Source organism: Dulcicalothrix desertica PCC 7102 (assembly GCF_003991905.1).
GTDB classification, from domain to species: domain Bacteria; phylum Cyanobacteriota; class Cyanobacteriia; order Cyanobacteriales; family Nostocaceae; genus Dulcicalothrix; species Dulcicalothrix desertica.
The window spans coordinates 34,656-53,831 of the sequence record NZ_RSCL01000043.1 but is presented as its reverse complement, the minus strand read 5'-3'; the positions used below and the strand labels follow the sequence as shown (position 1 = coordinate 53,831).

The window sequence follows — 19,176 nt, the reverse complement described above, 5'->3', positions numbered from 1 at the left end:
AACCCCAACCCCAACCCCCACCCCCGCAAACAGCAAGGATTATTAAACTATGGCAAATTTCGAGCATCTGACTTTACTAAGAGCAGGTGCATTAACCTGGGTAAAATGGAGACAACAAAATCCTGATATAGAACCAGACTTAAGCAGCACAGACTTACATCAAGCAAAATTAATAGATACCAACCTAAGCCATGCTAACTTAAGTCTAGCGAACCTAAATGGCGCCAAGCTAAAAAACTCCAACTTAAGCTATGCAAACCTGATTGGCGCCGACTTAAGCAACTCAAATCTGAGAAATAGTTTAATGTTAAATACAAACTTAATAGCGACAAACTTACAAAATGCTAATCTTAGAGATGCGGATTTAAGTGATGCGAATTTAAAACGCGCAAATCTAATAAATGCCGATTTAATTTCAGCTAACTGTATTTCAGCAGATTTAAGTGAAGCCAACTTATATGAAGCAGAAGCAATAGGAGTATATTTTTACAAAGCAAATTTTTATAAAGCTAATCTCCAAAATGCTCACCTCGGTCACGCTTTATTATCGCGCGCAAATCTCAGCACAGCAAACTTGAACAGCGCTGACCTAAGACGCACAAATCTAAGTGGAGCTAATTTAACTTTCTCGAACCTTGAAAAAGCTAACTTAAGTAATGCAAATCTAAAAGGAGTTAATTTTAAAGGAGCAAATTTAGTTAATACAAACCTGAAAAATGCAAATTTGAAACTCGCTATTAATTTATCTATTCACCAAATTCAATCCGCGCTTAACTGGGAAGATGCAGACTATGATGAAGAATTTATAAATCAAATAACTAAGCAACTAAAAAAGGTTGATTATTAACTTTTCGGCGTTTATACTTACGTAGTAATTTAGTTGCATCTTCAGCGGAAATAGCACTACTAAATAAAAATCCCTGCATGAATTTGCAATCAAGAATTTGTAATAGTCTTCGCTGTTCTTCAGTTTCAACTCCTTCAGCAACTACATTCATATTTAAACCATGTGCTAAAGCAATTATAGCAGTGGTAATTGCAGCATCATGCGTGTTTGTCGCTAAATCACGCACAAAAGACTTGTCTATTTTTAGAGTATGTATTGGAAAATTTTTAAGATACGCTAGCGAACAATACCCAGTCCCAAAATCATCTATAGATATAGACACACCCATGCGATGCAAATCATTTAATATGTCTTTCGTTAAATTCATATTTTGCATGGCAATACCTTCAGTTATCTCTAATTCTAAACACTCCGGCGCCAATTCGGTTTCTATAAGTATTTGCTGTACCATATCTACCAAATTTGGTTGCTGAAATTGACGCGCAGACAAATTTACTGCTACCGAAAGCGATGGTATTGCCAAAGCTTTCTGCCAATACTTAGTTTGAATACAAGCAGTCCGAAGCACCCATTCGCCAATTGGTATAATTTGTCCTGTTTCCTCAGCTAATGGAATAAACTTGGTTGGAGAAATAGCTCCTAACCCACTATGCTCCCAACGTAGCAAAGCTTCCATTTTAGTAATTTTACCAGTAGTAATATTTACTTGCGGTTGATAATAAACAGAAAATTCTTCCTTCTCTAACGCATAATATAAACTATTCTCTAATATAAATAGCTCTGTAGTTTGCGTAGTAATACCAGAATTGTAAAACTGATATTTATTTCTACCCTGAGATTTTGCACGATTTAATGCAGCATCAGCATGTTTAATTAAAGTTTCTGCATCATCACCGTGTAAAGGATAAAGCGCAGTTCCAATACTGGCACTAACGTGTAGTTGATGACCTTGTATATCAAATGTAGGGTTTAAAGCTGCTAATATCCGCTCTTGTATATTTATAGCATCTTTGACATCACGAATTTTAGGCAAAAGTATAGTAAACTCGTCACCACCCCAACGAGCAATAATATCTCCTTCTCGTAAACACTGCGTTAAACGTTGAGTGACACTCTTGAGTAAATGGTCACCAACTGCATGACCTAATGTATCGTTAATCGTTTTAAAACGGTCTAAATCTAAAAAACATACAGCAAGCTTTTCTTCATTCTCACTAGCTTGTTTCAAAGCCAAGACCAATAACTCATTAAATAATACGCGATTCGGTAAATCAGTTAATAAATCGTGTAAAGATTGGTGACGAATTTTTGCTTCCGCAGTTTTTTGTGCAGTGATATCACGGAAACTCCATACTCTACCGACAATCTTGCCACCTACATACTGAGGTTGTGAATACCGCTCAAAAATTCTACCGTCTTTGAAGGTAATCGCGTCATAAACTTGTGAAGAAGGAAGCGCACACAATTTTCGGATTGTCGCAACATAATCTTTTGGGTCTTCTAACTGACTAAGTGCAGCTTTCAGAGCTTCTCGATCTGAACCAGAAGTAAGGAGAGCTTCAGAAATTCCCCACATTTGCACAAACTTCTGATTGAATCCTGTGATTTGCCCCTCATTATCTACAACCAAGATACCATCCGCCGTTGACTCCAAAGTTGCTTGATGTAACGAACGTGATTTCTCTAACTCTATCTGTATCTGATTAAAACGATTATCACATACAGAGTCAATAGGCAACGTTTTTAAAGGTGAAAAAGTCTCGTGAGTTTCTGATTCTTTGTCGTTATTGGCAAGACTTGCAAAAGCTATACCTTGTGGTTGCAAGCTTTTTGACCTTGGTAACAGCAATAATGGAAACAAGAGCGAGACTATTTTTGCTTTTAAGTGAGCAAGTAAACCAACCATTAAGCACATCATGGTAGCCGCTACTATAGTAAAACATTAGGTTTTGATATTTTTGGCGTTATTTAAATCATTTCTTGGTTCTTTAATACTTCACACTCCCTAATCATGGCGCCTTCCCACAATAATTTTGGTTAAACCAATTAAGGAGAATGAGAATAGAAACCGAGATAAGAGAGTCAAGCAAGCGAAACACCTTTTTTATTAACACTAACATGAGACTAACAAAAACTTATACACATGTATAGGTTGAAACTACTTAACGTTTTGAGGCACCATCTAGGGAATCATGCTTACACTGTATGAACACTAGTGTTTCGGATAATTGGACGCGCTTGAAAGAGGTGGTATCAATTGCCAAGGAATGATGAATTTTTAACTAATAGTAGTTCTTATAAAAATTCGATGAAGAATAAGTAGAAATAATATTAGGTGTGATGGAGGTACTGCGGGGTACAATACTTGGCAAACAGCAAGCTAATATTTTTGGTTAAGTGAGTAAAAACAATGGCAGAAACTAAAATTGGCATAATAGGTGGTAGCGGTCTATACAAAATGGACGCATTAAAAGAAGTTGAAGAGGTGCAAATTGATACACCATTCGGTTTACCATCAGACGCATTGATTTTAGGAAAGCTTGACGGTACACAAGTTACATTTCTTGCACGTCACGGTCGGAACCACACATTATTGCCAACAGAGTTACCATTTCGTGCCAACATCTACGCGATGAAAAAGCTTGGTGTTGACTATATAATCTCAGCGAGTGCGGTAGGTTCATTGAAAGAAGAAGTAAAACCATTAGATATGGTGGTTCCAGACCAGTTTATAGACAGAACAAGAAATCGAGTATCTACATTTTTCGGTGAGGGTATTGTTGCACACATTACATTCGGTGACCCTGTTTGTCAACATCTAGCTAAAATTGTTAGTGATTCGATTACTGCCTCAAACTTAGCTGATGTAACTTTGCATAGTGGTGGTACTTATGTTTGCATGGAAGGGCCAGCATTTTCAACAAAAGCAGAATCTAATCTTTATCGTAGTTGGGGCGCCACGGTAATAGGAATGACGAATTTACAAGAAGCAAAACTAGCGCGTGAAGCAGAAATTGCGTATGCGACAATGGCATTAGTAACAGACTACGATTGTTGGCATCCAGACCACGACAGCGTAACAGTAGAGATGGTGGTAGCAAATTTACAGCGCAACGCCGTCAACGCACAAAAAGTTATTACTGAAGCAGTACGGCGCCTAAGTGAGGAGGCGCCTATAAGTGAAGCGCATTCAGCATTGAAATATGCAATTTTAACTTCGTTAGATAAAGTACCAGATGCAACAAAGCAAAAGCTAGAAGTGATTTTAAAGAAATACGTGTGAAAGAGCTGTAAGCACTTCAGTGCTTAAACATTGCTTAAACCTTACGATTATTGGGCTTGAAAAACAAAACTAAAACTTGCCCAATTATTAACATTCCATACGTAAGCATCACTTGTATCTTTTTTGTCTTTATATGCATCATGTAAATCTTGCAAAAGCGCAACTGCAACTTCGCTAGGATTCGATACAGGCACAATTCGCTGTTGCTCTACTCTTGCCACTTTTGTTACAGATAGTGCAGCAAGGGTTTGAGTCAAAGGCGCCGTGCTAAGAATAAGCTGAACTTCCCACGAGTCGCTAAGTCCTTGTATAATCCACTCAAAGCCTGGGTTGGTTTGGGGAACGGTAGTAGTGGCGCCAGGTTCAATAGTGATATTTTGCAGTGATGGATTAGATGGTGCATCTTCACTCTTGTTTTGCCAAGCGTATAATCCAAAGGCATTTTTACTACTATCTAACCCTAGCAGCATTAAATAAAGAGTTTGATTCGATTTATTTTCAATTTTATATTGAATACGATTCCCTATAGAAAGTTTGTTTAATTCTATCGTCGTAAGCACTTTAGTGCTAAACGCTCGACCTCTAAAAGTTTCCCTAATCATTATTGGTTGCGAACTGGCGCCTGCGTGAGAAGCTACTACTTCGAGTGTAACTTTGACATTTAGCAGCGATGAAGCTTCGTTTTCAGTGATGCGCCATAATTTTGCAGCAAGTAAAGTTTGTAATTTTGGTGCCAGTCTTTGCGCTGCAACTTTTACTGCTTCTCCAACTTCACCTACGGTGTTGGCAATTAATTCTCCACTAAGGCTAAATAAACCATAACGACTAGATGATACCATTGCACCAGTTTCTTGAGGTTTATCTAGCAATTTACCAAATATATAATCTGCGGGTTGTTCTGCGACTGTACTCGAAATATGATTGAGTGTTGCAAAAGCACTAGTTGCGTCAACACGTTCGATACGTTCTAATTTATCTAGTCCTATATTAAGGTGGATGTTTTTTGGAATAACGCGCACAACTTCTTGAATTAATTGTCCAACCTGTAAACTAATTGGAGTTTCTGTACTAGAGTCAGTACGAAGTGAAGCTTTTGCCGTTAACCCAGAGCGTACACGCAATACCAAATTAGGTGATGAAGCTGAATTTGAGATAACAACAAACCTAGAGTTGGCGCCTATATATTCTAGTACATGCGCTGGTACACCTCCCAACCAAAGCTGTACCGCTTTACCATCTTCTTCTACACTAGTAATAGCACCTTCGGCACCACCTGAACGTACTGATTGAATATTAATATCGGCGCCTATACCGAAATTACTGGCAAATGTCCCTAACTGCTGAATTTTTTTACTGTTTATTAAAGTTGACTGTTGATTGCTGCCTAGTTGCTGTACGGTTGAATTAACTTTTTGCAAACCGAACTGCACTGTAGTTGTTAAGCTATTTTCCCAAAGGTATTGCGTCAAAGCATAAGTAAATAAACCAGTAGTAAACCCTGACATTTGTAGCTCTCTAGCTGACTGATTAGAGTTTGAGGTTGCAGATAATATTAAAGCAGGAGGTGTGGTAATTGCTTGACTTTTAAGTTGTTTTTGATACTCTAATTCATCGTTAGCGATATTAATATTATCAGGTATTTGAACCGCGCGAACTTTTAAACCACAATTTTTGCTGTGATTAATATTATAACCAGTATCAAGTACAGCAATTACATTTTCTGTTTTGAGTGCGTGTAAAATTAGTTGCAGTGTTTCTTCTAATAAATAATTAGTTTCACCTTTCTTTTCAAGACTATCGTCAAATAATATCAGTGCTTTTTGTGACTTTACATAAGTAGAGTAACCACTGAAGTGAAAATAAACTACATCACCAGGTTGAACTTGACTGTTCAAATCATTAAAAGCTTTCTGAATTAAACTCTTACTAGCTTGCTCATCAGTTAAACATAAAATATCAGACAGTTGAAAACCAAAGCGATGAATTAAGAGTTGCTTTTGTAATTCGACATCTGTCAAGCAGCCATTCAAAGTGGGAAACTGAGAGTAGTTATTAATGCCTACAAGCAAAGCCAACTTACGCGAACTTGTTTGAGCCAAAGCTTGATAGTAATCATTTCCCAAACTCAGCCACTCAGCTTCAGTTATTCCCAATACTGCGAGAATGCCGCCAATACGCTGCAAAAAAGTTCGCCGTTTCATCATTCGATACCTCAGCCCCATTTTATATCAGATAACAGATTAAAGGGCTAAAATCCTGATTGTAAAGCTGACTCAAATACTGTTTTTTAAAAATAAATACTGTATGTCGGAAAGGGGTAAGGGTAAAAAAGACCTTTCCCCTTTACCCTTTAAGCATTCACCGGGACTTGCATTGCTCTAGCTAGCTCCGCAGCAACTTCTGGACGCGAAAACTCTGGTGGTGGCAATTCTCCACGACGTAACATTTCTCTTACTTTTGTACCTGACAGGTGAACTCGTTCTTCTTGAGTGCTGGGACTTGTTTTGGTTGTCGCCATTTGCTTTGTACGCAAACAATAAAAAGCATGTTCAAACATCATTGGGGTAATGCCAAGTTCTCCAGGTTTGAACTCGTCAAAAATATACTGTGCATCGTAGGTACCATAATAGTCACCAACTCCTGCATGGTCGCGTCCAACGATAAAGTGGGTACAACCATAGTTTTTACGAATTAAAGCATGGAATATTGCTTCTCTAGGGCCTGCGTAGCGCATTGCTGCTGGGTTAATTGCTAAAATCACTCTGTCTTTGGGGTAGTGATTTTCGAGCAAAATTTCGTAGCAACGCATCCGCACGTCAGCGGGGATATCATCTTCTTTCGTTGCTCCCACTAGAGGATGCAGAAACAAGCCATCTACAGTTTCCATTGCACACTTTTGAATATATTCGTGTGCGCGATGGATAGGGTTACGAGTTTGAAAACCAACAATAGTTCGCCAACCTTTTTCTAAGAACATTTGGCGTGATGCTGCTGGGTCTATTTGATATTTTGGAAATAATGGGTGAGCATTCCGTTCTAAAAGCCATACATCACCAGCTAAATGTACTGGGTCTTGGCTGTACAGAACTTTTACACCTGGGTGCTTTTCATCATCAGTACGGTAGACTTTAATAGCTTCGCGTTCTTTGTTATAAGTATATTTTTCGGTTAGTAGCAATACACCAATATACTTACCTTCGCGGTTATCTAAACGGATATAGCTGCCCTCGGTTAGGGGTGCAGCAACTTCTTCTGATACTGATAATGTAACTGGAATTGACCAAGCGGCGCCCGATTCAAGGCGCATGTTCTCAACAACACTGTTATAGTCTGCTTGGTTTAAAAATCCTGTTAGCGGACTAAAACCGCCAATGGCTATCATTTCCAAGTCAGACACCGCACGCTCGTCGAGTTGGACTCGTGGTAAATAATTAGCCTTTGAAAGAAATTCTTCTTTCTGTGCAGGAGTGGCGATGCGGTTAACCAACTCTCCACCGTGGGGGGCAATGGCTTGTTTCTGGTAGCTCAACTTAATTCCTTCTTTCCTGTGTAATGCTATGAATGTCAAACTATTTATTAACTTATCATTTTGCCTGACTAAGAGAGAAAAAGATTAAGAAAAGGGGAAATGTATTTTCTCTTCCCCCTTCGGCTCTAAACTTCAGCTACTACTGCTTCTTCTTCTCTCTCAATGAACATTTGTACGCGAGCGCGATAATCTCTAAGAGTACTATCTACCCAGTCGCGGTCATTGCTATTGATATAAAGATGTACTAGAGGTTCTGACGCATCAGGTAGTACCAATATCCAGCTATCATCGTAAGGCTGACAGATTTTTACACCGTCAATAAGTTCTAGGTTTTGTGCTGGGTGAGTTTCTACTAAATACCGCATCAAGGCGCCTTTAACAGTCCAAGGACAGCGAACCGTATAAGTTTTGTGGATAACACGGGGTAATTCCGAACGTACTGATGCTAACGAACGTTCTTGAATTGTCAGCATTTCAATGATTTTGGCAATACAGAACATGGCGTCAAAACCAGGATGTAGTTCAGGGAAAATAAAGCCTGTATCGCCACTGCCACCGAGCATAACATTTGGATTTTTGTTACATGCTTCCATTAACGCGGTTGGGTTAGCTTTGGTGCGGATAACTTTACCATCATGGCGCCGAGCTATTTGTTCAACGGCACTCGAAGCATGAACAGGAACAACAACGGCGCCGCGTGGATGTGAGGTTAACACCATATCAACCATTAACGCGGTTAATATTTCACCACGGATAGGCATTCCAGACTCATCAACTAAAATTAGCTGTTCACCGTTTGCTGATACTTGAATACCAAAGTTGGCTTTTAAAGCTTCGACGACGTGTCCTAACTGCGTTAATAATCCTTCGCGGTTAGTTGCTGACATTGCGCTTTTATTCAAACTCGCATTGAGTACTACTGCATCGGCACCAAATTGGTCGAGCATTTGGGGTAGTACTGCACCAGAGACTGCGTAAACATAGTCAATTACAACTTTGGCGCGACTATTACGAATTGTGTCAATATGTAGAAATTTTTCAAAAGCCATGCAGTAAATGTCAGCAACCTGGCTAGGGTATGCCACATCCCCAACTTCGTGAATTAGGGCGCGTCGCATATCTTCCTTAAAAAATGCCCCTTCGATTTTCTTTTCTTTGGGCTTAGAAAGATTGATACCTTTATCATCCATAAATTCAATTAGGATGTAGTCCGCACGGTCGGGGTGTACGCGCACATGAATACCACCAGCTACACCCATTGTAGGAATAACAGTGCGTGTGATGGGAATAGCGGTTGCATCAAGGTTTTGAATGTCAATACCTACCGACATTAAGCCTGCAATTAATGACCGTGTTACCATGCGTGAAATGTTACGTTGGTCACGCGATACTGTGACTTTTGAACCAGGTTTGAGTGTAGAACCGTATGCGGCGCCTAACTTGACGGCAAATTCGGGAGTTATATCAATATTTGCTAACCCTTGAACTCCACGCTGTCCGAATAAATTGCGCTGTGCAGTGTTACCCCAAATTAAATTGAGATTTAAAGTGGCGCCAGATTCAATTTTTTTACTAGGCCAAACTCTAACAAACGGGCTGATTTGTGCTTCTTCTCCAACTGTCGATAGCGAACCTACCACTGCCCCTTCGAGTACATGGGCGCGACGGTCTACCCGTGTTCCTCGTGCTATTACGCAAGCACTTAAGTGAGCTTCATCACCAAGTATTGCACCATTCCAGACAATTGGACGTTTGAGACTAGCATCGGCACCGATTGTGACATTATCACCAACTACAGAACCAGCCTCGATTTGAACACGGGCGCCAATTCGGCAATTATCACCAATAACTACAGGAGGCTCAATTTTAGCAGATTGGTCAATGTAAGTATTTTGACCGACCCATAACCCAGGTGATACTTCGTTATAGGCAACATCTAACTTGACTTTACGTTCGAGAGCATCATATTGTGACTCACGATAAGCATCTAAGTGCCCGACATCGCACCAATACCCTTTGGCAATGTAGCCATACATTGGTTCACCCTTTGCTAGAAGTAAAGGAAATAAAAATGAAGAAAAATCAGATTCGGTATTCTCTGGTAAATAATCTAAAACTTCAGGTTCTAGAATATATGTACCAGTGTTAACAGTATCGGAAAAAATTTCGCTCGTCGAAGGTTTTTCTAAAAATCGGTTGATGCGGCCGTATGAGTCGGTAATTACAACACCAAATTCGATTGGGTTTGGAACGCGCGTTAATATCAAAGTAGCCTTTGACTTTTGCTGCTTGTGGAATTCAATTGCCCCAGTTAAGTCAAAATCTGTTATGCTATCGCCACTAATTACTAAAAAAGTTTCATCAAGAAGCTCGGCAATATTTTTAACGCAGCCTGCTGTACCTAAAGGCTGGTCTTCTTCGACGGCATAAGTCATTTGTACGCCAAAATCGGCGCCGTCTTGGAAATAATCGCGTAATGCATCGGGAAGGTAATGCAAAGTCGCAATGACTTCGTTAATATTATGCCGTTTAAGAAGATTGATGATGTGTTCGGCAATGGGGCGATTTAGTATCGGCACCATTGGCTTAGGCAGGTCGCAAGTAAGAGGACGAAGCCGTGTCCCTGAACCCCCTGCCATTAATACTGCACGCATAAATCCTCCTTAGTTATCTTTTCGACAAGTGCTGTTTATAGACGAGGTTAATAGTTAAGTTTTGCCTGCTGTCTATAGTTTCCTACGAAAGTTCATGTTTTAGGAACTTTCAAGAGAAGCATCTGGTCGAAGGATTGATCTCCCGCTAATCGAAACACTAGCTTGTTTTTGAAGAGAAAATCAAGAAGGCACGAATATGAAAGCTTAACAATTTTTAGCACTTTAGATTTTATGCAGTTTTAAAATATATCACATAATGTATCTGGATGTATCTGGAATGGGTGCCTGTCGAGTTGTAGTTAGCCCATATAATCAAGATACTGGCTGTTCGCACCCAGATTAGACTACACTAATATGTATAAATATGTATAAACTATGTTCGTGATAAGAAAAACTACCGAAGTGTAAAATCACTTGTCATTCTGTCACTTGTCATTCTGAGCGCAGCGAAGAATCTAAGGTTTCCTTATATACTAAGATGCTTCATTACATTCACCATGACAATTAAAGACACTTTTAAAACATCCTCTAGAAATACTTAGCTAACATTATTACCACTTGTGTTTGGAGTAAATAGGAATGTCTACTTTAATTGGTGTTGTATTTGTAGTTGTTTACGTCAGCGGTATTTGGAAATTCTGGAATGGGTTTGAAAGAACAAACTTTCAAAGGTCATTACCAAACCGTTTAAGCTTATCATTACTATGGCCAGTATTATTAATTACAAATAAATCCTATCGTCGCAATTTTAGAAAAGCCCTAAAGGGTTGAAAATTAAGTTAGAGATTTATATTCTTAATATAAAAATAAGATTCCTGACGCGCTCCACTGCGTTCCCAGGAATCTTATTTTTTAGTTACTGAATGTATTTATTATTATATATTACTCAGGATTTACGCCTAATTCTTTTAATCGTGCAGCTAGACGTTCTGTTTTGGCACGCTCAGTTGCCAGCATTTTTCACCTTCCCATCAAATTTTTATGTCCTGAAGATGGTTAGGAATCCAGCTATAAGTGTAACCATTCCTGGCAGTGGCGCCTCCAAAGATATCACCGTTGATTCAGAAGATGAAGTGATTCTCTCTCCCGAACAGATTCAACGTCCATTTGGTTAATTGCATGTCTGATTTACCTGCTGATTTATCGACTTTGGAAGTGGCACTCCGAAATCTAGAGTCCACAGGATTTTGTCCAAACTAATGTGTTGGGTACATTTCAGCTATTAGAAGCTAGTAAGGATTATTGGCAAAAGCTATCACCACAACGACAACAGCAATTTCGATTTTTACATGTATCTACAGATGACTAATGTCGGGTATATATAATTTGCTTACCTTAATATTGTTTCGCAGGCGCCTTTACGGTCAAAAATGCGATTATTATTACTATAATTTTTTCATTCTACGTATTTATCGCCAAAAAAGCGCTTTATAGAATATAAATGGTTGCACGAACGTTACCCCCGATTAAACTTACCTTCATTATTTCTCACTTGAACCCTCGATAATAGCTGACACTTGTTCTTTGAGTTCAGATAAATTTGACTCAACAATTTCCCAGACTAAGTTGAGATTTACCTTCAAATAATCATGAATTAATACATCTCGTAAACCTGCCATTTGTTTCCAAGGAACATCAGAATATGTAGCCTTCAGTTCCGGAGATAATCTTTTCGTTGCTTCACCAATAATTTCTAATTTTCTAATTACTGCATCTTGAATCATTGTCGTTTGCATAAATGCATCCCTTCCACCGCTGGTATATTCCTCTATTCGCTCGATACATTCTTTTATATTACTTAAATACAAGCGTTCGTCTTTCATAAGATTACAGCTTCCCTCAATACTTTTTCTCTAATTAAACCATCCAAGTTTTCTGGTTCAGCCACATCAACTTTTCGCCCTAACAATTCTGACAAATCCTGCATTAAGGCAATATAATCAAATAAACTTCGTTTTGGTTCAATTTCTACCAAAAAATCGACATCACTATTTGAAGAAGCTTCACCTCTGGCTACAGAACCGAACACTCGTACATTTGATGCACCGTGTTTAGCTGCTATTTGTAGTATTTCTTCTCGTAATGGTAACAATAATTCTTCAATTCCCATAACTGAACTTAAGCAATTTTTATAGAACCATTACTTCTAATTTTATACTTTTGATAAAAAATACACAATAGCAACGGGAAGATTTTCAAACGAATCTGTACGTTAAGCTGAGAGCAGTACAGGTAGTGCAAAATCATCCCCAGGGGCAACAAAAGCAAAACCTAAGCCCAATTCGAGTAAAAAATCACGGATATGGGAAATTAGAGCTTTTTCGAGGTCACGTTCTTGTACTTCTTTGCTTAAGCTAAGAAAATCAAAATTATAAGGGTCTTTTTTGCATGTAATATAAATTGGCGAATTTATAACTACGCTCATACCCGCCGTGCGTACTAAAAGTCCCTAGGCGTTGGGGCAAAAGTCCATTTTAATGGACTGCATACAAGAGCAATATTAATAACATCCTTATTTTAAATTAAGAATTAATACGTAGAGGTGCAAGATGTCAGTTAACTAATCTTGTGGGATGGGCGTCCTCGCCCGTCCTAATATCGGGGCGGGCAAGGATGCCCACCCCACAAGAAATGAGTGGAGATGTTTTTATTTGAAAGTCCCAAGAAATTACCTGTGTCTTGTTCGTCTATTCTTCAGGATTTATGCCTAATTCTTTTAATCGTGCAGCTAGACGTTCTGTTTTGGCACGCTCAGTAGCCAGTTGTTGCTCTGCTTGTTCTTTTGGGCTAAGTATCCAATTACAATTGGCATCATACCAGCGCAACCATAATCTTGGTACACCTTCATAAGTACCTTGCCATAGTCCTATGCCTAACTCTAATTCCGGCAACCAAATTCGAGAATTTGTAATGCTTAATTCTTGGTAACGACCTGCTGTATTTTGAAACACTCGTAAATGGTCATTATAGCGGTCAAATATTATATAGTAGGGAACGCGCAGTATTTTTTCATATACCTCCCATTTTGTTGGTGGTTTATTAATCTCTCGTAATGTTTTTCCTAAATCTTCTTTTTCTGTACCAGGAGAAAGTAATTCTACTACTACGTTTGGGGCTACTCCTTCTTGCCAAACCACATAACTTAGACGTAATTCGGTTTGTTGATAAAGACGGGGGATTCCCAAAACTGCAAACCAGTCAGGACGTTTGAACCATAGAGTATGGTTAGGGTCGTAGTATAAATTTAAGTCACTGCCAACAAATGTTTCATCTCTTGGATAGCCAGGGGGCATAAAGGTATCTTCCAACAGACGGGGTTGCCAAATATGAAACTGGTCAGGCAAGCCAGGTTCCTCCAACAATTCACTAGGAAGATCGTACATTGTCGGTAGCACTTCTTTTGCAGAGCGAGGAGGGTCTGTTTGAAACATAGAACTTAATTGTAAACCAACTTACTCTAGGTTAGCGGATGTGAGGAATTTTTGGTTGTATAGATTTTTGACGACGTAAAGCAGGCGCCCTCAGAGTGATAATCCTGCGGCGCCGCAGGATATTGGTTGTAAAACAGAGCGTTCCTTACAGGCTTGATAAATAATACGGTATTGGGCTTTAATCAAAGTCAAACTAATTTATATATAATATATCCATATTAAAGTAAGTATAAAAATGAGTTCAGAGCAAGAGCTACTAGCTAAATGGCGTGACTTACTCAAAGAAAGACAAGATGAGGTCTTAGATTTTGTTGAATTTCTTCACGTCAAAACAGTAAAACCACAACATTTGTATCGATTACAACCTTAAGTTTCTTTGTAGTAGGCATTTTTATATGATATCACCATAATCATGATACAATCATTCACTATCAGCAACGTATACACGAGTGCGTATCTCACGTTTTACTAGCTTTGCCTGAGTAAATTTTCGTGGGCGCCAACTTACAAACGCGCCCAAGATTGAAGAACGTTAACAACACAAATTACAACCACAAAAAACAAACGTTCAGTTACAGTTATTCGTGCATAGGCGCCTTTAAGAGAACTCCACGAAAAAGAATGGCCAATGTCATTCTGAACGCAGTGAAGAATCTCGCCCAAGTGCGACTTTGCGGAAAAACTATGTTTACGTTGTGCCTTAAGATGCTTCTACCTGGTGCATGACACCACAGGCTCATTCATTTTTTGGCTTACTCTAATTGAAAAACGCTGATAGAAGGACTTTAATCAAATAGCAACTTTTGTTACTTGCATAAATGATTTACTACGTATTTATCGCCCTCCGGGCAAACTGCGTTAACGCAGAAAAAGCGCTATTTTATAAAACAGATGTGTATGATTAGTATAGTTTTTATACAATTAGGGATTTAACTCACTAAAATTATTAATTTTAACTTCACCATCTGCGAAACGTGCTACTACTTCAAGCTCACCTCTCATTGCTTCAATGACCTGACGTGAATGACTAACATACATATCGGGAATAACTTACAGTAACAAAAAATAGTAATTGTTACTTAGTCCTCTAAAAGAGGACTTTTGCTATTAGCATAGTATTTTCAATACTATGCGGGTTTGCGCCATATGCGGATTTTCGACCCGATGCGAATTTTCAATCCTATGCAGGCGCCTCTATGATACGCATGAGATTTAAATAAACAAATATATTCCTTAACCTAATCTTTAAACAAATTGTAGTAAATGCTTGTTGCTCATATGATGTGTAAAAAGTAAAATGAATCCGGAATTACATATGCAAGTATATCTACTTATTGTATTTCATCTCACATTATATTGTAATCTAATTTGTTTTATTCAGAGCATTTTAGATTTTAAATGTAACTAGTTTAACAAATAAATATGCAAACTGTATTAGTAACAGGCGGCGCCGGATTTATTGGGGCAAATTTTGTCCTAAAGGCTAGACTTGAACAATGGGCGAATGTAGTTAATTTAGATAAATTGACTTACGCTAGCAATTTACAAAGTTTGGCAGAACTTCAAGACGATGGCTATAATTTTGTACAAGGAGATATTGGCGACAGTGCGTTGGTAGCTAATTTACTCGAACAATATCAACCGGATGCAGTTATCAACTTTGCGGCAGAAAGTCATGTTGACCGTTCAATATTGAGTCCGCAGGATTTTATAAATACCAACGTAGTTGGTGCATTTCAGTTATTAGAAGCTACTAGGCATTATTGGCAAAAGCTGTCACCACAACGTCAATCCTCATTTCGCTTTTTGCATGTGTCTACAGATGAGGTATATGGTTCATTAAGTCCTACTGACCCAGCTTTCCGAGAAGATACCCCTTATGCACCTAATAGTCCTTATGCAGCATCGAAAGCAGCATCTGACCATTTTGTGCGCGCGTATCATCACACTTATGGTTTACCCACTTTAACTACCAATTGCTCCAATAACTATGGGCCGCGTCAGTTTCCAGAGAAACTTATTCCTTTAATGATTTTAAATGCGTTAGAGGGTAAACAGCTACCAATATATGGAGATGGTCAAAACGTTAGAGACTGGCTTTATGTTACTGACCATTGCGAAGCTATTTATCTTGTTCTTCAACAAGGGAAAGTTGGCGAAACTTATAATGTTGGGGGTTTGAACGAACAAACAAACTTGACGGTGATTGAGAAAATTTGCACCATTCTTGATAAGTTGGCGCCGAAATCGAATTATCTTCACTCTAGTTTAATGACGTTTGTTAAAGACCGTCCGGGTCATGACCGACGCTATGCAATAGATTGTAGCAAGATTAGCCGCGAGTTAGGTTGGGCGCCGAAGGAAAGCTTTGATAGTGGTTTACTCAAAACTATTGAGTGGTACTTGAGTAACTCAGCTTGGGTAGAAGGAGTGCGAACAGGCGCCTATCAAAACTGGATTAAGCAAAATTATGAGAGTAGAAATTTGCAACGGATATAACGGATGTAACGGATGGTTGATTCGTATATTCGTAGGTTGGGTGGAGTGAAGCGTGGAACCCAACATCTAAATTATTAATAAGTGGCTATTTGAGGATTATCAAGTGAAAGGCATTATATTAGCAGGCGGTTCTGGCACAAGACTTTATCCTTTAACCCAAGTTGTCAGCAAACAACTAATGCCTGTTTACGACAAGCCGATGATATATTATCCCTTGTCTGTATTGATGCTGGCTGGAATTCAGGAGGTTTTAATTATTTCAACCCCAAAGGACTTACCTTTGTTCCAACAACTTCTAAAGGATGGAAGTCAGTGGGGTTTAAAGTTTAGTTATGTAGAGCAGCCTAAGCCAGAGGGTTTAGCGCAGGCTTTTATTTTGGGTAAAGATTTTATTGGTGATGACTCTGTTTGTTTGATTTTGGGCGATAACATATTATATGGACACGGTTTGACAGATGTCTTGCATCGCGCGGTTAAATTTACTGAAGGTGGCTTAATTTTTGGCTATCAAGTTAGTGACCCCCGACAATATGGTGTAATTGAGTTTGATTCTATAGGACGCGCGATTAGTATCGAAGAAAAACCGTTAGAGCCTAAATCTAAATATGCTGTACCAGGTATTTATTTCTATGATTCGCAAGTAGTGGATATCGCTTCTAACCTCAAACCCTCTGTGCGCGGAGAGTTAGAAATCACCGATGTAAATTTGGCTTATTTAAACCAGGGTCAACTCCAAGTGGAAGTCTTAGGTCGAGGGTATGCATGGTTAGATACTGGTACTCATGAATCTTTACATCAAGCGGCAAACTTTATCCAAACCTTAGAAGAGCGACAAGGGCTAAAAATAGCTTGTATTGAAGAAATCGCTTATAGACTGGGTTATATTGACTCTTATAAACTACGCGCATTAACTAAACCAATGGCTAAGAGTAGCTACGGTCGCTACCTAATGCAAATTTTGGATGATGAGCAAGATATTATGCATAAACAAAATATACCCGCAGTTACAGATATCAGTGATAAATTTTTAGCGTTGCTGTAGAGGCGGGTTAACAGATATTCTAAAACAGTGTTGAATATTTCATAAACCCGCCTGTACAAAATCGAGGGTTAACAGATATCCTAAAACGGTGTTGAATATTTCATAAACCCGCCTGTACAAAATCGAAAATCAACAAGGGTATTACGATGAAGGTTATACATACGGAAATTCCTGATGTGGTTATCATTGAACCGCAAGTTTTTGGAGATGAGCGAGGTTTCTTTCTTGAAAGCTACAACCAAAAAGCTTTACTAGAAAAAGCAGGCATCACAAAATACTTTGTACAAGATAATCACTCGCGTTCTGCAAAAAATGTATTGCGTGGTTTACACTACCAAATTCAGCAACCTCAAGGAAAGCTTGTAAGAGTAGTAGTTGGAGCAGTATATGATGTGGCTGTAGACTTGCGAAAAAGCTCTGAGACTTTTGGTAAATGGGTGGGTGTACATTTGACTGCCGAAAATAGGCGCCAGCTTTGGGTTCCACCTGGATTTGCTCATGGTTTTGTAGTGTTGTCTGAATATGCAGAATTTTTGTACAAAACTACAGACTTCTATGCACCAGAGTACGAACGCTCGATTCTTTGGAACGACCCTAATTTAGGAATTGTTTGGCCTCTTGAAGAAGAACCAATCTTGTCTGGAAAGGATAAGGCTGGTAAGTTACTCCAAGATGCTGAGGTATTCGTATGAACATTTTACTTACAAGTGTAACTGGCCAGGTTGGTTGGGAGTTGCAACAGACTTTGATGAGTTTGGGTGAAGTGATTTCTGTAGGACGTGGTGCTAGTCACCCAATGCAGATGGACTTGGCTCAACCGGATAGTATTCGCAGTGTTATTCGTGAAGTTAAGCCTGATTTAATTGTTAATCCTGCTGCTTATACTGCGGTGGATAAGGCGGAATCTGAAGCAGAATTAGCAATGGCGATTAATGGGATTGCTCCTGGTATCATTGCTGAGGAGGCTCTAAAATTAGGTGCCGGGATTATTCATTATTCAACAGATTATGTGTTTGATGGTAAAAGTCATATTCCTTATACAGAGTCTGATGAGCCAAATCCGCAGAATGTTTATGGAAAAAGCAAATTAGCTGGTGAACAGGCAATTCAAGCTGTGGGGGCGCCGCATTTAATTTTACGTACCAGTTGGGTATATGGGTTGCGAGGTAAGAATTTTTTGCTTACAATGCTTAAGTTGGCACGGGAACGCGAAGAGATTCGTGTTGTAGATGACCAAATTGGGGCGCCGACTTGGAGCAGGATGATTGCGGAAGCCACAGCACAGATTTTATCTCAAGCTGAGGGTAATGTGTCAGATTTTTTGGTTGATAAGGGTGGTTTATATCACTTAACCGCTAGTGGACAAACTAGTTGGTATGGTTTTGCCAAGGCAATTTTTGAGCATGATACGGGTGAACGCAGAATGCAGCGGTTGGTTGCGATTCCAAGTGAGCAATATCTAACACCAGCGAAGCGACCAAGTTATTCTTTATTGAATGGGCAAAAACTGTTTAATAGTTTTGAACTAACAATGTCTGAATGGGAAAGGTGTTTAGAGCAGGCGTTTAATTCAAATAAATAACTTCTATCCTGGCTGCTTGACACAACTTTCTAAAGCCAATATTTCACACAAAGATGTGTCAGACACCAAACTTCCATCTTTCTAACCACTATCTTTCCGAAAGAGAATAGACTTTTCTTGTAAGTATAAACTAGCAAACATATTTATCTCTGTTGAGTCTGTTAATATGTAAGTGTTACGAGGCAAAAGCGAATCTCAAAGTCACTCATCACCGAAAACTCTAGTCAATGGATATTATATCCATTAGCAGTAGCGCTTGTTTTGAGGCTTTGATAAGGAGGTAGAATTAGTTACTTCAGATATAACTTT

General features: G+C 39.0%; 17 protein-coding genes and 1 pseudogene. 10 read left to right on the top strand and 8 right to left on the bottom strand.

Features of this window, described 5'->3' with window-relative positions:
* The first annotated feature begins 49 nt into the window (after nucleotides 1-49).
* Nucleotides 50-847, top strand: coding sequence for a pentapeptide repeat-containing protein (locus DSM106972_RS46600; protein ID WP_127087087.1), 798 nt, complete (start codon nucleotides 50-52; stop codon nucleotides 845-847).
* Here the strand turns inward: DSM106972_RS46600 and DSM106972_RS46595 are convergent.
* Nucleotides 819-2,765 carry a sensor domain-containing protein gene (locus DSM106972_RS46595; RefSeq protein ID WP_233787754.1) on the bottom strand — a complete coding sequence of 649 codons (1,947 nt, stop codon included), beginning with the start codon at nucleotides 2,763-2,765 and terminating at the stop codon, nucleotides 819-821. The genes DSM106972_RS46600 and DSM106972_RS46595 overlap by 29 nt on opposite strands.
* A 492-nt stretch (nucleotides 2,766-3,257) precedes the next feature.
* Here DSM106972_RS46595 and DSM106972_RS46590 point away from each other — a divergent pair, with 492 nt between their 5' ends.
* On the top strand, nucleotides 3,258-4,130 hold the full coding sequence (locus DSM106972_RS46590) for an S-methyl-5'-thioadenosine phosphorylase (RefSeq protein ID WP_127087086.1): 873 nt from the start codon (nucleotides 3,258-3,260) through the stop codon (nucleotides 4,128-4,130).
* 47 nt (nucleotides 4,131-4,177) lie between these two features.
* Here DSM106972_RS46590 and DSM106972_RS46585 read toward each other — a convergent pair whose 3' ends face one another.
* The 3 genes from DSM106972_RS46585 to DSM106972_RS46575 form a co-directional block, all read right to left on the bottom strand.
* Complete coding sequence (locus tag DSM106972_RS46585) at nucleotides 4,178-6,331, bottom strand: caspase family protein (protein ID WP_127087091.1); 2,154 nt, start codon at nucleotides 6,329-6,331, stop codon at nucleotides 4,178-4,180.
* 149 nt (nucleotides 6,332-6,480) lie between these two features.
* On the bottom strand, nucleotides 6,481-7,659 hold the full coding sequence (gene sat / locus DSM106972_RS46580; protein ID WP_127087085.1) for a sulfate adenylyltransferase: 1,179 nt from the start codon (nucleotides 7,657-7,659) through the stop codon (nucleotides 6,481-6,483).
* A 125-nt stretch (nucleotides 7,660-7,784) separates the two neighbouring features.
* A complete protein-coding gene (locus DSM106972_RS46575; RefSeq protein WP_127087084.1) occupies nucleotides 7,785-10,313 on the bottom strand; it encodes a mannose-1-phosphate guanyltransferase in 2,529 nt (842 codons plus the stop codon).
* Nucleotides 10,314-10,892: 579 nt separating this feature from the next.
* Between DSM106972_RS46575 and DSM106972_RS46570 the strand changes: the two genes are divergently transcribed.
* The 3 genes and pseudogenes from DSM106972_RS46570 to DSM106972_RS46560 all read left to right on the top strand — a co-directional run.
* Nucleotides 10,893-11,084, top strand: a complete 192-nt coding sequence (locus DSM106972_RS46570) for a hypothetical protein (RefSeq protein WP_127087083.1) — start codon at nucleotides 10,893-10,895, stop codon at nucleotides 11,082-11,084.
* Nucleotides 11,085-11,227: 143 nt separating this feature from the next.
* Nucleotides 11,228-11,428, top strand: a complete 201-nt coding sequence (locus tag DSM106972_RS46565) for a hypothetical protein (protein ID WP_127087082.1) — start codon at nucleotides 11,228-11,230, stop codon at nucleotides 11,426-11,428.
* A gap of 59 nt (nucleotides 11,429-11,487) precedes the next feature.
* Nucleotides 11,488-11,619, top strand: a pseudogene (locus DSM106972_RS46560) (GDP-mannose 4,6-dehydratase); the annotation flags it as partial.
* Between the two features lie 175 nt (nucleotides 11,620-11,794).
* Here the strand turns inward: DSM106972_RS46560 and DSM106972_RS46555 are convergent.
* The 4 genes from DSM106972_RS46555 to DSM106972_RS46540 form a co-directional block, all read right to left on the bottom strand.
* The gene (locus tag DSM106972_RS46555; protein ID WP_127087081.1) at nucleotides 11,795-12,136 is read right to left on the bottom strand and encodes a HepT-like ribonuclease domain-containing protein; all 342 of its coding nucleotides are present in this window, start codon (nucleotides 12,134-12,136) and stop codon (nucleotides 11,795-11,797) included.
* Nucleotides 12,133-12,423 (bottom strand): nucleotidyltransferase family protein, encoded by a 291-nt coding sequence (locus tag DSM106972_RS46550; protein ID WP_127087080.1) that lies wholly within the window; start codon nucleotides 12,421-12,423, stop codon nucleotides 12,133-12,135. The genes DSM106972_RS46555 and DSM106972_RS46550 overlap by 4 nt, the downstream gene beginning before the upstream one ends.
* A 102-nt stretch (nucleotides 12,424-12,525) precedes the next feature.
* Nucleotides 12,526-12,738, bottom strand: coding sequence for a PDDEXK nuclease domain-containing protein (locus DSM106972_RS54485; protein WP_233787755.1), 213 nt, complete (start codon nucleotides 12,736-12,738; stop codon nucleotides 12,526-12,528).
* A gap of 262 nt (nucleotides 12,739-13,000) precedes the next feature.
* Nucleotides 13,001-13,744 (bottom strand): Uma2 family endonuclease, encoded by a 744-nt coding sequence (locus DSM106972_RS46540; RefSeq protein WP_127087079.1) that lies wholly within the window; start codon nucleotides 13,742-13,744, stop codon nucleotides 13,001-13,003.
* A gap of 235 nt (nucleotides 13,745-13,979) precedes the next feature.
* On the opposite strand from DSM106972_RS46540, the gene DSM106972_RS55230 reads away from it, so the two are divergent.
* From DSM106972_RS55230 to rfbD, 5 genes are all read left to right on the top strand, one after another.
* Entirely contained in the window at nucleotides 13,980-14,114 is a 135-nt protein-coding gene (locus tag DSM106972_RS55230; RefSeq protein WP_267901233.1) for a hypothetical protein, read from the top strand.
* Nucleotides 14,115-15,166: 1,052 nt separating this feature from the next.
* Nucleotides 15,167-16,243, top strand: coding sequence for a dTDP-glucose 4,6-dehydratase (gene rfbB, locus DSM106972_RS46530; protein ID WP_127087078.1), 1,077 nt, complete (start codon nucleotides 15,167-15,169; stop codon nucleotides 16,241-16,243).
* A gap of 103 nt (nucleotides 16,244-16,346) precedes the next feature.
* Nucleotides 16,347-17,285, top strand: coding sequence for a glucose-1-phosphate thymidylyltransferase RfbA (rfbA, locus tag DSM106972_RS46525; protein WP_127087077.1), 939 nt, complete (start codon nucleotides 16,347-16,349; stop codon nucleotides 17,283-17,285).
* A gap of 146 nt (nucleotides 17,286-17,431) precedes the next feature.
* A complete protein-coding gene (gene rfbC / locus DSM106972_RS46520; RefSeq protein WP_127087076.1) occupies nucleotides 17,432-17,977 on the top strand; it encodes a dTDP-4-dehydrorhamnose 3,5-epimerase in 546 nt (181 codons plus the stop codon).
* Nucleotides 17,974-18,867, top strand: coding sequence for a dTDP-4-dehydrorhamnose reductase (gene rfbD, locus DSM106972_RS46515; protein ID WP_127087075.1), 894 nt, complete (start codon nucleotides 17,974-17,976; stop codon nucleotides 18,865-18,867). Before rfbC ends, rfbD begins: the two co-directional genes overlap by 4 nt.
* The last annotated feature ends 309 nt before the right edge of the window (nucleotides 18,868-19,176 follow it).

Bases quoted from the DNA above. Each gene is read 5' to 3' on its own strand.
- DSM106972_RS54485 (WP_233787755.1), bottom strand. From the start codon at position 12,738: ATGAGCGTAGTTATAAATTCGCCAATTTATATTACATGCAAAAAAGAC.
- DSM106972_RS46585 (WP_127087091.1), bottom strand. From the start codon at position 6,331: ATGAAACGGCGAACTTTTTTGCAGCGTATTGGCGGCATTCTCGCAGTA.
- DSM106972_RS46555 (WP_127087081.1), bottom strand. From the start codon at position 12,136: ATGAAAGACGAACGCTTGTATTTAAGTAATATAAAAGAATGTATCGAG.
- DSM106972_RS46550 (WP_127087080.1), bottom strand. From the start codon at position 12,423: ATGGGAATTGAAGAATTATTGTTACCATTACGAGAAGAAATACTACAA.
- DSM106972_RS46595 (WP_233787754.1), bottom strand. From the start codon at position 2,765: ATGATGTGCTTAATGGTTGGTTTACTTGCTCACTTAAAAGCAAAAATA.
- DSM106972_RS46570 (WP_127087083.1), top strand. From the start codon at position 10,893: ATGTCTACTTTAATTGGTGTTGTATTTGTAGTTGTTTACGTCAGCGGT.
- rfbB (WP_127087078.1), top strand. From the start codon at position 15,167: ATGCAAACTGTATTAGTAACAGGCGGCGCCGGATTTATTGGGGCAAAT.
- DSM106972_RS46600 (WP_127087087.1), top strand. From the start codon at position 50: ATGGCAAATTTCGAGCATCTGACTTTACTAAGAGCAGGTGCATTAACC.
- DSM106972_RS46590 (WP_127087086.1), top strand. From the start codon at position 3,258: ATGGCAGAAACTAAAATTGGCATAATAGGTGGTAGCGGTCTATACAAA.
- rfbC (WP_127087076.1), top strand. From the start codon at position 17,432: ATGAAGGTTATACATACGGAAATTCCTGATGTGGTTATCATTGAACCG.
- rfbD (WP_127087075.1), top strand. From the start codon at position 17,974: ATGAACATTTTACTTACAAGTGTAACTGGCCAGGTTGGTTGGGAGTTG.
- DSM106972_RS46575 (WP_127087084.1), bottom strand. From the start codon at position 10,313: ATGCGTGCAGTATTAATGGCAGGGGGTTCAGGGACACGGCTTCGTCCT.
- DSM106972_RS55230 (WP_267901233.1), top strand. From the start codon at position 13,980: ATGAGTTCAGAGCAAGAGCTACTAGCTAAATGGCGTGACTTACTCAAA.
- DSM106972_RS46540 (WP_127087079.1), bottom strand. From the start codon at position 13,744: ATGTTTCAAACAGACCCTCCTCGCTCTGCAAAAGAAGTGCTACCGACA.